Origin of the sequence: Rheinheimera sp. KL1 (assembly GCF_001275035.1) — a bacterium.
GTDB lineage: Bacteria > Pseudomonadota > Gammaproteobacteria > Enterobacterales > Alteromonadaceae > Pararheinheimera > Pararheinheimera tangshanensis.
In genome coordinates this window covers 45,591-60,850 of record NZ_LAMX01000027.1, presented here as the reverse complement: position 1 = coordinate 60,850, position 15,260 = coordinate 45,591, and the positions used below count along the sequence as shown (strand labels likewise).

The 15,260-nt window shown below is 45.3% G+C and carries 12 protein-coding genes; 5 read left to right on the top strand and 7 right to left on the bottom strand.

Features of this window, described 5'->3' with window-relative positions; all coding sequences use genetic code 11:
* Positions 1 to 23: 23 nt before the first annotated feature.
* Complete coding sequence (locus tag WH43_RS20835) at positions 24 to 329, bottom strand: hypothetical protein (protein WP_286049853.1); 306 nt, start codon at positions 327 to 329, stop codon at positions 24 to 26.
* A 350-nt stretch (positions 330 to 679) separates the two neighbouring features.
* Between WH43_RS20835 and WH43_RS16140 the strand changes: the two genes are divergently transcribed.
* Positions 680 to 2,530: an EAL domain-containing protein gene (locus WH43_RS16140; RefSeq protein ID WP_286049852.1), complete on the top strand. Its 1,851-nt coding sequence runs from the start codon at positions 680 to 682 to the stop codon at positions 2,528 to 2,530.
* Positions 2,531 to 2,580: 50 nt separating this feature from the next.
* Here WH43_RS16140 and WH43_RS16135 read toward each other — a convergent pair whose 3' ends face one another.
* The 4 genes from WH43_RS16135 to mpl are packed head-to-tail and all read right to left on the bottom strand — an operon-like array spanning position 2,581 to position 6,279.
* Entirely contained in the window at positions 2,581 to 3,351 is a 771-nt protein-coding gene (locus WH43_RS16135; protein WP_053425622.1) for an ABC transporter permease, read from the bottom strand.
* Positions 3,348 to 4,274, bottom strand: coding sequence for an ABC transporter ATP-binding protein (locus tag WH43_RS16130; RefSeq protein ID WP_053425621.1), 927 nt, complete (start codon positions 4,272 to 4,274; stop codon positions 3,348 to 3,350). Before WH43_RS16130 ends, WH43_RS16135 begins: the two co-directional genes overlap by 4 nt.
* Positions 4,271 to 4,885 (bottom strand): flavin prenyltransferase UbiX, encoded by a 615-nt coding sequence (locus WH43_RS16125; RefSeq protein ID WP_053425620.1) that lies wholly within the window; start codon positions 4,883 to 4,885, stop codon positions 4,271 to 4,273. Before WH43_RS16125 ends, WH43_RS16130 begins: the two co-directional genes overlap by 4 nt.
* Before the next feature lie 44 nt (positions 4,886 to 4,929).
* On the bottom strand, positions 4,930 to 6,279 hold the full coding sequence (gene mpl, locus WH43_RS16120; protein ID WP_053425619.1) for a UDP-N-acetylmuramate:L-alanyl-gamma-D-glutamyl-meso-diaminopimelate ligase: 1,350 nt from the start codon (positions 6,277 to 6,279) through the stop codon (positions 4,930 to 4,932).
* Between the two features lie 201 nt (positions 6,280 to 6,480).
* Between mpl and WH43_RS16115 the strand changes: the two genes are divergently transcribed.
* The 3 genes from WH43_RS16115 to WH43_RS16105 all read left to right on the top strand — a co-directional run bounded on the left by WH43_RS16115 (position 6,481) and on the right by WH43_RS16105 (position 9,616).
* Positions 6,481 to 7,452, top strand: coding sequence for a class 1 fructose-bisphosphatase (locus WH43_RS16115; RefSeq protein ID WP_053425618.1), 972 nt, complete (start codon positions 6,481 to 6,483; stop codon positions 7,450 to 7,452).
* Between the two features lie 221 nt (positions 7,453 to 7,673).
* Positions 7,674 to 8,204 (top strand): inorganic diphosphatase, encoded by a 531-nt coding sequence (gene ppa / locus WH43_RS16110; protein ID WP_053425617.1) that lies wholly within the window; start codon positions 7,674 to 7,676, stop codon positions 8,202 to 8,204.
* A gap of 311 nt (positions 8,205 to 8,515) precedes the next feature.
* Positions 8,516 to 9,616, top strand: a complete 1,101-nt coding sequence (locus tag WH43_RS16105) for a methyl-accepting chemotaxis protein (protein ID WP_286049850.1) — start codon at positions 8,516 to 8,518, stop codon at positions 9,614 to 9,616.
* A gap of 61 nt (positions 9,617 to 9,677) precedes the next feature.
* Here WH43_RS16105 and WH43_RS16100 read toward each other — a convergent pair whose 3' ends face one another.
* Entirely contained in the window at positions 9,678 to 11,894 is a 2,217-nt protein-coding gene (locus WH43_RS16100) for a two-component system response regulator (protein ID WP_053425615.1), read from the bottom strand.
* Between the two features lie 309 nt (positions 11,895 to 12,203).
* On the opposite strand from WH43_RS16100, the gene WH43_RS16095 reads away from it, so the two are divergent.
* On the top strand, positions 12,204 to 13,118 hold the full coding sequence (locus WH43_RS16095; RefSeq protein ID WP_053425614.1) for a TIGR03899 family protein: 915 nt from the start codon (positions 12,204 to 12,206) through the stop codon (positions 13,116 to 13,118).
* On the opposite strand, the gene WH43_RS16090 is transcribed toward WH43_RS16095, so the two are convergent.
* Positions 13,090 to 15,252 carry a response regulator gene (locus tag WH43_RS16090; protein ID WP_053425613.1) on the bottom strand — a complete coding sequence of 721 codons (2,163 nt, stop codon included), beginning with the start codon at positions 15,250 to 15,252 and terminating at the stop codon, positions 13,090 to 13,092. The genes WH43_RS16095 and WH43_RS16090 overlap by 29 nt on opposite strands.
* Positions 15,253 to 15,260 lie beyond the last annotated feature (8 nt).

The window sequence follows — 15,260 nt, the reverse complement described above, 5'->3', positions numbered from 1 at the left end:
ACACAAAATAAGGCAAAGCGAGGTCATATGACCAATAAACTTGGAGCTGCGGTATGGACTGAATGCGCCACCAGTTTTTCCATCATCTGCTCAGCATAATCCGAGACAAATTTAGGTTCTGATGGGATCTGATGAGCCTGAAAATCGCGTTCAATTTGCCAGAGAGGCTTCTCTACAGCGACAATACTTTCGCGTAAAAAGCCAGCCAGGTTCTGTGAAATATTCTGCTCAATGATACTTAAAGTCGAGTCCGGTGCCTCTGGCACAGTAAATATGCGCCACAAAGCTTCTTCAGAAGCGGTAGCCTGACGTTTATTTAATTCTGTCATTCGTATCCTGTCTCACCGTTGTCTCTAAGTCGGCTTCTTATTTTGTGTTTTCAGGCCGTAAAATCAGTAAGTCAAAAAAGGCAGTCACTGTACTAAATGCCCCTTTAAATGTCTTTAAAAAAATTCATCTGTTGATCATCTCTGTGCAAAGATGCCGCAATAATCGAACAAACAGGCTATTTTTGCCGAATGTCGCTACCTGATTACAACAAATCTGTAGAGGACGTCCTGCCTCATCAGATTAAAGTATTAGCTGTCAGCCTGAGTGAAATCAGCTAAGCTATTAACGTATTGTTTTCAGGTTCCTTTTTACGAGTCATTGCATGGTACGGATCCGTTCAGCGCATTTTATGATTGCCAGTCTCGTGGTGTATTTGTTCGCCATCGTTTTTTTTGTCTATTACCAGTACCAGCAAACCTATCAGACTAAACTGGCACAGATTGACCAGCAACTGATCAGTGCAGTAAAAGCAGTGCCCTATTTACTTGGCGAAAACTACCACAATAACATCAGTGGCCCCCAACATATCTCTCGCGCTGAGTATCTGGAGCTGGCTAAAAAACTCAGCCTGTACGCCAAAGATGTAAAATTACAATATGTCTACAGCATGATCCAGGTCGATGGCAAAGTACATTTCACCTCATCCAGCTACACAGAAGATGACTTACTTCGTGGCCAGTTAAGCTACTTTTACGATTATTATCCTGAAGCGACGGAAGCCAACAAAGCTGCTTTTTCCTCCATAGCGCCGGTATTTGAAGAGTCTGTTGACCAATTTGGTCATTTCCGTTCTGTCTTGGTTCCGTATCAAAGCGCCGATGGCACTGTGTATTTAGCGGGCGCTGATATTGCCATTACCGATCTGGATCAGTGGCTGATGGCCAGTATGCAGCACTCTATTTTAAGTGGTTCAATATTTTTTGGTTTAGCTCTGCTGTTGGCGTTAAGTTACGCCGTGGTATTACGACATAACCTGACCACAGACCGCAGCTCTGGGCAGCGCAATGCCTTAGCTTTGGAAGCCCATCTGCGACGTGAGTCAGCAAACCTCAGCCAACTGGCTATTTTACAAGTCAACAATCTTGAGGAAATCAGTCACTTGTACGGCACCCAGATTGCCGAACAAGCGGTGAAGCACTTTATTCACCAGTTACAACAGCATCTGGGACCTTCATTCCGATTATACCGTTTGTCTTTTGAAAAACTTGCTATTCGCCGCGTTGCTGCAAGCTCTGATCACGAATTGCATGACAAACTCAAAAGTTTTGATTTCAGTCAGCCAGTGCTGAATGACCCTTACCTGCTCTTTACTGTGACTTTAGGCGTGGCGTTATCTCCTGCCGCTGTAGTGCTGGAAAATGCCATGTTGGCGGTCAATACAGCACGTTTGCAGCAGCAATCATTAGTGGTGTATTCGGATAACTTACTGGCGCTGAAACAGCATTTGCATACCAATATCAAAATGGCCAAAGAAGTACGTGAGGCCATAGGTCATGAACAAATAGTGCCGTACTTCCAGCCTGTGGTACACATCAGTACAGGTGAGATTCTCCAATACGAATGTCTGGCGCGGATTTTACGCAGTGACGGCAGCATACTGACGCCGGGTCAGTTTTTAAGCATCATCAATCGTAATCATCTGGATACTGAGCTGACCAAAATGATGTTTATTAAAAGTGCCAGTCAGTTCGCTAACTCTGAAGTCAGCTGGTCTATTAACATCACTTGTCGGGACTTACTGGATGATGATTTGCAACAGTTTTTCCTCGACTACCTGCAGCATTACCCCAAACCACAACGGGTCTATTTTGAACTGGCTGAAGCCGGAGTTTTACCTCAGTTTGAGCGCTGTCGTGAGGCTATAGTGGCCCTACAGAAAACCGGAGCCAAAGTACTGCTGGATGATTTTGGTATAGCAAGCGGTATAGGCATAGCCGATTTACTGCAGTTACGGGTGGATGGATTAAAAATTCATGGCAGCTTAATTGAACTGATAAGCTCAGATCCGGACGCTCAGCTTTTTATTGAACATATCAGCTCTTTTGCCAAACAAACCAACTTACTGATCATCGCAGAAATGGTCGAAAGCAAACAGTCGTTGGATGCACTGGAACGTTGTGGCATCAGCTACGCCCAAGGTTACTATTTTGGCCCCGCAGCGCCAGTGCCACTTCGCTACTATGAAAGAGGAACTGTATAAAAAAGAGGCGCTGTATAAACGCCTCTTTTTTGATGTGAAGGTGAAGCGGCTTAGCTTCTAAGGCCAGTGCCCTTATTAATCAGATACATAGCAAAGCTAAAAAACACAACAATAAAGCCAACAATCACACTGAACGCAAACACCAGATTGACATCACTGACACCTAAAAAGCCATAACGGAAGGCGTTGACCATATACACAATGGGGTTCACCTTCGAGACATACTGCCAAAACTCCGGCAGCAAACTCAGTGAATAAAACACGCCGCCCAGGTAAGTTAAAGGCGTCAGTACAAAAGTTGGAATGATACTGATGTCATCAAAAGTTTTGGCGTAAATAGCGTTAATTAAACCGGCCAGCGAAAACAAAGTGGCAGTCAATACCACTGTCGACATCAGAATAAACAAATGATGCACTTTGATATCGACAAAAAACAGTGATAACAAAGAGACTATCAATCCAACCAGAATGCCGCGCGCCACGCCACCACCGACATAACCCAGCACTATGATGTAGTTAGGTACAGGTGCGACCAATAGCTCTTCGACATTACGTTGAAACTTGGCACTGAAAAAAGATGAGGCCACATTCGAGTAGGAGTTGGTGATGACCGACATCATAATCAGGCCAGGCACAATAAACTCCATATAACTGAAGCCCCCCATATCACCAATACGCGAGCCCACCAAAGCACCAAAAATGACAAAATACAAGGTCATGGTAATGGCTGGAGGCACCAGGGTTTGCACCCAAATGCGCATAAATCTGTTGGTTTCTTTATAGAGAATACTTTGTAGCGCTATTAAATTACGAGAACTCATACTTTGGCTCCGCGTCCGTTTTCGACCAGACTGACAAACAACTCTTCCAGACGGTTGGCTTTGTTACGCATTGAGAGCACCTGAATGCCTTGCGCTGTTAAAGCGCTGAATACGCCATTTAAGCCCTGAGCTTTTTCCACATCGACTTCCAGACTATGGCCGTCAGTCTGACGGAAGGTATAACCTTCCAATGTGATCACAGCATCTGTCGGCGCTATATCCAGTAAAAAGGTTTCCTTATTGAGCTTACTCAGCAGGTTTTTCATGCTGGTATTTTCGACAATCTGGCCTTTGTCGATAATGGCGATATTACGGCACAACGACTCTGCTTCTTCCAGATAGTGAGTGGTCAGAATAATAGTCACCCCCTGCTGGTTAATCTCTTTTAAGAACTCCCACATAGAGCGGCGTAGTTCAATATCCACTCCCGCTGTAGGTTCATCTAGAATCAGTAACTTAGGTTCATGCATTAAAGCTCGGGCTATCATCAGACGGCGTTTCATACCACCAGACAACTCACGCGAGCGGGCATGGCGTTTATCCCATAAACCAAGCTGACCTAAGTATTTTTCAGCCCGCACTATGGCGACAGAACGTGGCACACCATAATAACCAGCCTGATTCAATACAATTTGCAGCACAGTTTCAAACTGGTTGAAGTTAAATTCCTGTGGTACTAAACCCAGCTGGCTTTTGGCATCTTCCAGTTGAGTATCTAAGTCATAATCAAAAACTTTGACTGTACCGCTGCTTTTATTGACCAGTGAACTGATAATGCCAATGCTGGTACTTTTGCCTGCGCCATTCGGGCCTAATAGAGCAAAAAAGTCGCCTTGCTGCACTTGCAGATCAATACCTTTTAAAGCGACAGTGCCGCTTTTATACACCTTGTGTAACTGTTGAATATCTAACGCTAAGGTCACTGTGGATCTCCATAGCCCCAACGGCTGACTAACTGTTGCTTTAAACCTAAATGGTCAAGAATTCGTGCCACCATAAAGTCGATTAAGTCATCGACAGATTGAGGCTGATGATAAAAACCAGGCGCTGCCGGCATCACCACTGCGCCAGCTTTGGACAAGGCAAGTAAGTTCTCCAGATGAATAGTACTTAATGGAGTTTCGCGGGGCACAATAATCAGCTGACCTCGCTCTTTCAGCACTACATCCGCAGCACGTTCAATCAGATTGTCACTCATGCCATGGGCAATAGCGGCAGCAGTGCCAGTAGAGCATGGGCAAATCACCATCTGCTTCGGTGCAGCAGAACCTGAAGCACAAGGCGAAAACCAGTCGTCTTTGCCATACACTGCGAGCAGCTCTTTGCTGGCACCGGTTTTTTCCAGAATAAAATCACGACAGGCTTCAGGCCCGCCCGGAAGTTTTAAATCATATTCGGTAGCGAATACCACGCGGGCCGCACTGGAAATTAACAGATGCACTTTAACTTGTTGTGCCAGTAAGTTTTCCAGCAAACGCCAGCCATAACCAGCGCCTGAAGCGCCGGTAAAAGCTAAGGTGACTTCTTGGGTCATGGAGTTCTCTTTTTAAAGTGGTGGCAGCTATTCAATCTGCAGACTTAATGTGCTGTAAGGGCGTCGAGTAATTTTTGATGTATACCACCAAAACCGCCATTGCTCATAATGACTATATGATCCCCTGCGGACGCTTTTTCAACCAAAGCCGCCACTATTAATTCAACTGATTGAAACACTTGTGCTCTGCCCGGCATCTGTTCTGCCACAGCAGCCAGGGACCAGCCAGAATTTGCAGGTTCAAACAGCAGCACTTCATTGGCATCATGCAGCGAATCAGCGATAGCAGATTTGTGTACGCCCATTCGCATGGTATTGGATCTCGGCTCCAGCACTGCCCAGATTTTTGCACCCCCGACACGAGCTCTTAAACCCGCCAAAGTGGTTTCAATAGCGGTTGGGTGATGGGCGAAATCGTCATACACAGCAATATCGTTGACTGTACCTTTAAGTTCCATCCGGCGTTTTGGCGCCACAAACTGCGTTAAAGCTTCAATAGAGACTGCCACAGGCACTCCGACATGACGGGCAGCCGCTATCGCCATCACAGCGTTTTCGACATTATGGTTACCACATAAATCCCAACCTAAGGTGCCTTGCGAAACACTTTGATAAAATAGCTCAAATACGCTGCCATCCGGCTGTTTTAACTCCACAGTCCAGTCTGTGCCATAACGCTGTTGTTCGCTCCAGCAGCCCATAGCGAGGGTTTGATCCACAGCTTCAACCTTGGCCGGGCTTAACACCAGACCAGTCGACGGCACCATACGCAGCAAATGATGGAACTGACGCTGAATAGCAGCTAAATCCGGGAAAATATCAGCGTGATCATATTCTAGGTTATTGATGACCAAAGTCCGGGGTCTGTAATGCACAAACTTAGAACGTTTATCAAAAAAGGCTGTGTCGTATTCATCCGCTTCAATCACAAAAAACGGCGAGTCGCCTAAACGGGCTGAGCTGTCAAAGTTCTGCGGAATACCACCAATCAAAAAGCCAGGTTTTAGACCTGCATACTCCAGCACCCAAGCCAACATGCTGCTGGTCGTGGTTTTACCATGAGTACCAGATACAGCAAGCACCCAGCGCTGATGCAGAACCTGCTCCGCCAACCACTGCGGGCCAGAATTATAGGGAATATTCTGATCCAGTGTGTACTCCACTGCAGGATTACCACGCGACATGGCATTACCAATAATCACCAGATCAGGGGCAGGTTGCAGTTGCTTAGGATCATAACCCTGAGTCAGTTCTATACCCAATTGTTCCAGCTGAGTGCTCATAGGTGGGTACACATTGGCATCAGAGCCTGTCACTTTATGCCCAAGACTTTTTGCAATAGCGGCAATACCGCCCATAAAAGTGCCACAAATACCTAAAATATGAATATGCATACTCGATCCTTAGCCGGTCCATTTTGGATTTTGAAGCCATTCTAGCAAAGGACTCTGAAGAACAGCTGAAATAAAACAGTGAGAAACCTGCAATTTAGCCCGAACTTGATTAAAATGGCAGCTGCTGTGGCCGACAGCCTCTAATCAAAATTCATACTGCGGCCAGAGCTTCCTCTACCTACACAAAAAAAGGATGGTGTTATGCGTCGATTGGCTCCGGCCCTGCGTCTAGATGGCGCAGATGCAGAACTGATAGATCTGATTAAAAGTATCGTAGCTGCCTGCAAAGAAATTTCATTTCGGGTCGGTCAGGGTGAACTCTCCGATGTATTGGGTTCCACTTTGAATGAAAATGTTCAGGGCGAAACTCAGAAGAAACTCGATGTTATCTCCAATGAGCTGCTGAAAGATCTGATCCTTGAAACAGGTTCTGTGATGGCCATTTCTTCTGAAGAAGAAGAAAGTACTGTGGCAGGTAACCCTGAAGGCAGATATCTGGTCACCTTCGACCCACTGGATGGTTCGTCCAACACAGATATCAATAGCTTAATTGGCACTATTTTTTCAATTCTGCCGGCCCCTAAAGGCGCAGACCCTGCTGATCCTGCTATTTTCCTGCAACCTGGTACTGCCCAGATTGCAGCGGGTTACATTTTGTATGGCCCTTCAACCCTGATGGCTTTGACCACAGGTAAAGGCACCAAAATGTATACGTTGGATAAAACCTATGGCGGTTTCCTGCTCACCACAGAGCAGGTCACTATTCCCGGTGTCACCGCTGAATTTGCTATTAATATGTCGAACCAACGCTACTGGCAGCCTGCTATGCAGAGCTACATTGCCGACCTGCTCAAAGGCAAAGAAGGCCCCCGCGGTAAGAATTTTAATATGCGTTGGATAGCAGCTATGGTCGGTGACGTCCACAGAATATTATGCCGTGGTGGTATTTTTGCTTATCCACGGGATCTGAAAGATCCAAGCAAACCAGACAAACTGCGCCTGATGTACGAAGCCAATCCAATGAGCTTTCTGGTCGAACAGGCAGGCGGCACCAGTACCACAGGCTATGAACGTATTATGGAAATCCAGCCCGTAGACATTCACCAGCGTGTCCCTGTAATTTTAGGCTCAAAGCACGAAGTGGAAAGCTGCCTGCAGTATCATCAGGCATAGGCCTGGTAAAAGCTGCAGCTTCAAGTACAACGGCTTGTTAGCCTAAGTAATTGCAGTTGCAGCGCGATGGCAAGAGAGTGAGACCCCATGAACATAGGCCACTATGTGATTGGGGCGAAAGCGCGCAGGCAACAAAGCTGCAGCTTCAAGTACAACGGCTATAGCCATATTTACGGCCGCTGTTATAATACAGCACCAAAATTCAGCATAAAGGAAGCATTATGAGCTTAAGTCAGGTTGCCGCAGGTAAAAATCTGCCAGATGAAATTAATGTCATCATTGAAATTCCGGCGAATGCCGATCCAATCAAATACGAAGTAGACAAAGACACAGGTACAGTCTGGGTTGACCGTTTTATGTCAACACCAATGTTTTACCCGTGCAACTATGGTTTTGTGAACCACACTCTGTCATTAGACGGTGACCCGGTTGACGTATTAGTACCAACACCATACCCACTGGTACCAGGTGCAGTGATCAAATGCCGTCCAGTTGCTGTATTAAAAATGGCAGACGAAGCTGGTGAAGACGCTAAAGTTTTAGCTGTGCCTATCAGCAAACTGACTAAAATTTATGACAACATTCAGGATCTGAACGACGTGCCAGAACTGCTGAAAAACCAAATCCAGCATTTCTTTGAACGTTACAAAGAGTTAGAGCCAGGTAAATGGGTCAAAGTCATTGGTTGGGGCGACAAAGCTGAAGCCAGGGCTGAAATCGTCAGCTCTTTTGAACGCGCTCAGCAGAAGTAACATCTGCGACTGAAAACGGCACTGTAAAGTGCCGTTTTTTTATCCACTGAATCCCTTCAATCCAGCACTTTATTCAGTAATATCCGCCCTGCCAGTATCTTTGTTTACACCCAGTACTTTTTTCTCAAAAAAACGCAAAATCTGATAAAAACTTCGGTAAATATCTGTTATTTTCAGCAGCAGATTTGGTTTAGTTTTATCGGCCAATTTTCATTATTACAATAATAAATTCTACTTCAGCAGAAAGATTGAAGTGAGTCAGGGGTAAGGTTATGGTTTTGTTTGAATTCGGGTCTGCGCGAACCCAAATTATGCTGTCAAGTGTAATCACGCTCACAACTATGGTGTTATTGGCTACCTTGTTCGCAGGACAGCACTGGTTATGGTCTGTGTTCCTCATCACTGCAGTGCTGCTACTGAACTGGGTATTGCTTCAGTCTGCTGTCAACAATTACCAAAACTACGTGACGGAACAACAGACGCTAATCAAGCGCTGTGTGCAGGAAAAAGACTTAAGCTTACGGTTAAGCGCTACTGGTGCTTCGGAGCTGACTCGAGCTCGTGAACAATTTAACCAGTGGCTTGGCACGCTACAACAGCAACAACACGACACTTCAACTCAGACTGAGCAATTGCAGCAACTGGTCATAGCTATACGCCATATGGCTAAAAACGAACAAAAGCATCTGGGACAACAGCAACAGATTGTGGGTGAGACTCTGACTATGGTGGAGTCGATGAACCAAAGTGTATTAGATGAAGTGCAAAGCGCCAATATGGCGGCTGATGCAGCGAACCACTCCAATCATATTACGAAACAAGGTCAGCAAACTGTATTCAGCACAGTGCAGAATATCGAGCAACTGGCACAAAATTTACAGCAGGCATCAGCCACTATTGCTCAGTTGGAACAAGACAGTAATCAGGTTGGCGCCGTGCTTGAAGTGATTAAAGGTATAGCGGAACAAACTAATTTACTGGCGCTGAACGCCGCTATTGAAGCAGCAAGAGCTGGTGAACAAGGCCGTGGTTTTGCGGTTGTGGCAGATGAAGTACGTACTCTGGCATCCCGTACGCAAAAATCCACTGAACAAATTCAGCGCACCATCGAGCAGTTGCAAAGCGCTGCCCGTGACGCCGTGCAAAAAATGAAGTTAAGCAGTGAACAAGCGGATTTAAGTGTGCAGTCTGCCAATCAGGCGGGATTGTCTTTGCAGGAAATCACCGGCAGCATAGCGCAAATTTGTGCAATGAATCAGGAAATAGCCTCGGCGACAGATGAGCAGCAGCATTTAACTAAAACTATGGTGACATACATGCGGGATATCGCCACACACACCACTCAAAGCCAACAAAACAGCAAAGACTTGCATCAGATGGGCGAACAGCTAGCTTTGATTGCCAGTCGCTAAAACGAATTAAGGGCAGAGTAAAATTAAGCTTTGTTGTTTAATTTTACTCTGCCCTTAATTTTCAACTTTTAGATAAAAACTTCACTAAATCTGCAGCAGTCATAGGTTTAGCATACATAAAGCCCTGTACTTCCTGACAGCCCATAGCACGCACTGCATCTTCCTGCGCCTGAGTTTCTATGCCTTCAGCTATAGTAGCTAAGCCAAGCTTTTGTCCAAGATCCACGATAGTTTCCGCAATTAAAGTACCGTTGGGCCGGGCAAAATCCTGAATAAAAGCACGATCAATTTTAATCCTGTCTAAAGGCAACTGCTGTAAATAACTCAGGGATGAAAAGCCTATACCAAAATCATCAATCGCGACTTTAATACCAAATGTTTTTAGCTTGTTTAAAGCTGCAATCACAATTTGTGGATCATCCATCACCACAGACTCGGTAATTTCCAGCTCCAGCAACGCCGGGTCCACCTGATAACGCTCAACACAATCAATAACAGACTGCACAAATCGATGATTACGGAACTGTGGCATAGACACATTCACTGCTATACGTAACTTGGGAAAGCCTTGCGCTTTTAAACTTTGCAATTGTTTACAGGCTTGCTGCAGCACCCAGTCACCTATTTCAATGATAAGGCCAGAGTACTCTGCCAATGGAATAAAAACAGAAGGTGAGACAAAACATCCTTCGGAATGAGGCCAGCGTAATAACGCCTCCATCCCCAACACATGGCCAGTTTTTAAACAAATTTGTGGCTGATACCACAACTGAAGTTTGTCTCTCTGGAAATCCGATCTCAGGCTTCTGAGCATGACCAGCCGGTCGACCATCTGTTCTTCCATCTTGGCACTAAAATATTCATAGTTTTGTGCCAGATGCTTTTTTGCTCTGTTCAGCGCTATATACACATGTTTCAGAATAGTCAGGCCATGCATGGCGCTGTCACGTAACCGGCAAAATCCGAAGCTGGCATTGACCTGTAGCGAATGTTCGGAACACTGAAATGGCATTTCAAAAATACCAGACAACGACTCTGGAGTCAGCGCCTGCTCAGGCCCTATTAAGCCAAATACATCTGCACCAATACGGCCTATCTGGGCGATTTCGCCAAATTGAGCAACCAGTCGGTGTGTGATAGCGATCAGCAGCTCATTGCCCGTTTCCTGGCCTAAACCATCGTTCACATCAGAAAAATGATCAATATCAATCAGTACTGCAACATTACGATCAGGATCCAGACGACGGGTTTCCTGCAACAAAGCGGTGAACTCGTTACGGTTTGGTGTTTTAGTTAAAGGATCAATATAAGCAGCGTGTTTTAATTGCTGAAACAACGTGACGTTTTCATAGCCAATGGAGATATTACTCAAAAACACTTCGATCAACTGGCGATCAAAATCTTCCACCGGCCTGTTGGTTTCGATATAAACAGCAGCCGCATGTTCCGTATTGCCTAAATACAATACGGTATCTTTTTCGGTAAAAATGTGGCGTCTTTCTTCAAGGCAGGTGGTAATTTGCTGAATAATTCTGTGGTTGTTCAGTCGTTCCAGTTTGCATTTGATGTAGGGCGCATAGTGCCCTGCCGCACCCAACACGTAAATATTATCACTGCTACTGCCGTCATCCTCAATCTGCGCACAGAGCACCCCTTCTGCATGCAAACCTATTAATGAAGAAATCTGAGTTACCACTCCTTCAGAGAATTCATGCAAAGAATGCTGTTCAAGCAAATTAGCGCCGGCATTGATAATTTTCTGTAAGCCGATACGGTTTTGATTAATAGTACGGATTTGCTGATAGCTGCGAATGGACGAAATAATAGCGGTAACCAGCTTATTGCGGGTCAGCTCAGTTTTGGTTTTATAGTCGTTGATGTCATATTCTTTGATGACACTCTCTTCCGGGGCATAACCTGGCTGGCCGGTACGCAGAACTATCCGTACCTCGTCCATCTTTAATTCATCGCGGATTTGCTGCACAACCTTGAGACCTGCGTCGTCAGACTCCATCACGACATCAAGTAAAATAACGGCGATGTAAGGATGTTGTGCCAGAAACTTCAGTGCTTCTTTACCGGAAAACGCATGATGAAACACCAACTTACGGTCCAAAACCAATAAGTCAGATAAAGCCAGCTTAGTGACTGTATGAATTTCTTCGTCATCATCCACAATCAACAGGTGCCACTCACCGCTGGATTGGGTTTCTGCTTCCGAATTTATTTCGTCTTCTGCGAGGAACAGAAAATCATCATCTGCTGCTTTTGACACCATGTTCCGACCTTTTTTACATCAGCTGTAAGGGACTTTTTTAAAAACATATCAAGGTTCTATTGCATAAATACAAGTCTAAACCCTGTATTAGCTCTAACAATCAGAACCCAATCCCACAACAATCCTTGGTAAGCTTTTAATCCAGTTGTTCTACACTATACTCTCAGGCAGAAAAAGCAATTCATTTTATTAAAACCATTATAAATCATTGATTTAACACATTCACAAACTTCTTTTGAAGTCGTCACCTGGTTTTTGCGCTATTGTGAAAAATAAACACTAGAAACTGTCTTCATCTGAGGTGTACTGATGCAGAAAATCTCTGCTGGTCGTGGTCATCAACGTTTATTGCAATTAGCTCGCAGCCAGTTAGGTCAGGAATTCGCAGCAAAAAGCAGCGCGGCAGATACAGAGACGGTCAGTCAGGTTCAGGCAGGCGACTTTAATCAACGTCATCAGAGTCTGTCACAGCGATCCGGAGCTCCTGTCTCTATCGAGACTGGCTTTAAAGGCCCGACTCTATCACAACGTGCTGAACGACGTGAGCGCATGAATAAAGAACGACAGCAGTCCAATTTAGAGAAGATCATGGCCTTGGCTTTGGATTTTTGTCCGGACTACGTCGCAGAGATGGAGGTCGACCCGGATTGGTTTCAGCAATACTGTGACCTCGTGCTGAATATTTCTAACCAAACCATGCAACAGCTATGGGCCAAGATACTGGCTGGAGAAATTGGTCAACCCGGCAGCTTTTCGCTAAAAACCTTATTTTTATTACAACGTATGAGTTACAAAGAAGCCTTAGCCTTACAAAAAGCAGCAAGTCTGACCTGTAGAGTCAGACTACAGGACAGTGGTCATATTTATTTTGGTTATGTCCGCAAACCTTCTATCTGGCAAGTGCTGACAGGTCGTAGCAGAGCTGTGCTGAACCTGAGCCAGTTCGGGCTGACTTATCCTCAGATCCTAAGCTTGATTGACCTCAATCTGTTGCATCAGATTGAAATTGAAAGCGGTGAATTGATCCCGGCTCAACCTTTGCAGTTGCAATATCATCAGCACCAGCTGACCTGCAAAGCCAGGCATTCAGGAGTGGTACTGCAATACTACAAATTTACTCCTGTAGGAGCAGAGCTCTTACCTTTGCTGAACAGCCAGGCTAATCCGGCTTATCTGCAAGCGGTAAAGCAACTGTTTAACCCGGTATTGGATTTTGAGGGCTGAGTTGCTGACAGCGTCGGATCAAGTCTGCCACTTTGTGAGCATCTAAAGGCTTGATTACCACATCATTCATTCCAGCCTGATGAAACTGCTGAATTTCCTCCGGTAAAGCATGGGCGGTAAATGCCATGATCACCGTATTCTGATGTTGTGGTAATTGCCTGATCAGGTGAGTCGCCAAAATGCCTGACATATCCGGTAACTGAATATCCATCAGGATCAACTGATATCGGCCACTTTTAGCAAGCCGGACCGCATCAGCTCCAGTCTCTGCGGTATCAACTTCTAACTGTTGCTGACTCAGGATGGCTTTGACAAAAGCCAGATTAGTTTTGTTATCATCCACCACCAGTAGTCTCAACTGCGGTTCTACAGGCTTGCGGGCAATATGCTGCCGGATATCTGCTGACAACATAGGGTTGGCCATTACAGGACAATTTAAGATCTGTTTCCAGTCATTCAACTGGGCAAAGTCACAAAATGCCAATAACGGAGTACGAGCTGCAAGGGCATGTAATTCACTTCGAAGCGAGTCTGCAGTATCAGGAGAAGGCAGTTGCACCAGCACTAAATCAACGAGTCGATGTTGTAACTCAGGCTGAAGTTGTGACCATTGTTGGATATAAATGACTTGTTCCGCAACTGAATAAACACTTTGTTTTAAAACGGCAGCCCGCAGAGGGTTAGTGTCCAGATAGACTGCAGTTTGATACATAGGAAGCTCTGTACTTTTTACTGCAATTAAGGACAATTCAAGGCGTACTGAACAACCTAAGTCTTCCAAAGCAGATACGGACAATTTAGCGCCAAGCCGTGTCAGTGATCTGTGGCAGAGTTGCTGCACTACTGCAGCAGATTCTGTTGTTGAAATCACCTGTCGAATCGCTTTGCTCTGGCCTGAGTGATCAAACTGCAGCAACAGTTTATTGTCGGAAAATGTCTGCAGGTTGATATGCAGACTCAATTCGTTTTGTTGCACATCCTGTAACACAAGGCTCAGGATTTGTTTCAATAACTCAGCAGTGTGTCGGGTATAAAACTGCACTTCAGATACACTCAGTGCAGGGTCCTCCACCAGAACAAAATTCAATTTATCAAGTTGCAGTTCTTGCTGCCATACTGCCACCTGCGTAGCCAGCCATGCAGGAAACCAGACAGTTTCCTGCTGCAATTCAAGCTTATCCAGCATATCCTGAGTCTGCAGCCACTTCAGCAGTTGAGCCTGCTGCTCCGTTTTCCCGGCATGACCTAAAACACAAAGTTGTTGCCATTGTTGTAATTGGCATTGGCTGCTGTTTAATTCATTGGCAAGAGTCATTAACTGTTGTTGATAGTTCAGCTCCCGTTGCTCACATTCCATTTGTTTGTTTTGTTCTTGCTTTTGTTCAAGCTGATGTTGTAATTGCAATTGCTGTTGGAGCTGCTGTTGCTGCGTATACAGTGAGCGAAACAACAATGTCAGTTCGGCAGAGTCAAACTCTGTAAGCTTTTTATCGTTAAGCTCCTGAGAAGAAACTAAAGTCCGGATTTGTCTCAAAAATGCCTGCCAACGTAAATGCTGATGGTAAAAAATACGGCGCTGCAATAACACAGCTAAAGCAAGAATGATGACTAACACTGTGCCCCACAAAAAGCTTTGCCACCACCATAGCTGAGATAAACGCAAGGGCGAGATCTGGATAGCGACATAGCCCAAGGTACTGCCCTCAGCTGCGACTTTATCGCTGTCGAAATAACTCATACTGGCAGGAGTCACCATCACAGTGGACCACAACAGAGTAGAACCATCTTGTAAGGCTTTTTGTCCGGTTAAATCACGGGTTGGACTAAAATTAAACAGCTCACGCGGAAATTGGGTCGCGGCAAACAAGTTGCCATCAGCCTGATACACTAAAATAGCTTTGATAGGTAAAGTACTGGAAAAGCTGGTGGCCAGCAGATGGCCTTTGACTTGCTCTATTTTGTTCTGTGCTAAAAAGGGTTCAACCATCAAAGACAAACTCATCAGCAATTGCTGTTCAGCCTGAACTCTGACCATAGTTTCATGACGTAATTGCAGCTTTGCAGAGGTATAAAGACAGATAACGATCAGGGCCAGAGAGCCAAATACCAAACCCAGTTTAGCTTTTAACGTCATGTCAATTG

Coding starts and splice junctions, on each gene's coding strand:
- mpl (WP_053425619.1), bottom strand. CDS start 6,279: ATGCATATTCATATTTTAGGTATTTGTGGCACTTTTATGGGCGGTATT.
- WH43_RS16140 (WP_286049852.1), top strand. CDS start 680: ATGATTGCCAGTCTCGTGGTGTATTTGTTCGCCATCGTTTTTTTTGTC.
- WH43_RS20835 (WP_286049853.1), bottom strand. CDS start 329: ATGACAGAATTAAATAAACGTCAGGCTACCGCTTCTGAAGAAGCTTTG.
- WH43_RS16135 (WP_053425622.1), bottom strand. CDS start 3,351: ATGAGTTCTCGTAATTTAATAGCGCTACAAAGTATTCTCTATAAAGAA.
- WH43_RS16100 (WP_053425615.1), bottom strand. CDS start 11,894: ATGGTGTCAAAAGCAGCAGATGATGATTTTCTGTTCCTCGCAGAAGAC.
- WH43_RS16115 (WP_053425618.1), top strand. CDS start 6,481: ATGCGTCGATTGGCTCCGGCCCTGCGTCTAGATGGCGCAGATGCAGAA.
- WH43_RS16090 (WP_053425613.1), bottom strand. CDS start 15,252: ATGACGTTAAAAGCTAAACTGGGTTTGGTATTTGGCTCTCTGGCCCTG.
- WH43_RS16105 (WP_286049850.1), top strand. CDS start 8,516: ATGCTGTCAAGTGTAATCACGCTCACAACTATGGTGTTATTGGCTACC.
- WH43_RS16095 (WP_053425614.1), top strand. CDS start 12,204: ATGCAGAAAATCTCTGCTGGTCGTGGTCATCAACGTTTATTGCAATTA.
- ppa (WP_053425617.1), top strand. CDS start 7,674: ATGAGCTTAAGTCAGGTTGCCGCAGGTAAAAATCTGCCAGATGAAATT.
- WH43_RS16125 (WP_053425620.1), bottom strand. CDS start 4,885: ATGACCCAAGAAGTCACCTTAGCTTTTACCGGCGCTTCAGGCGCTGGT.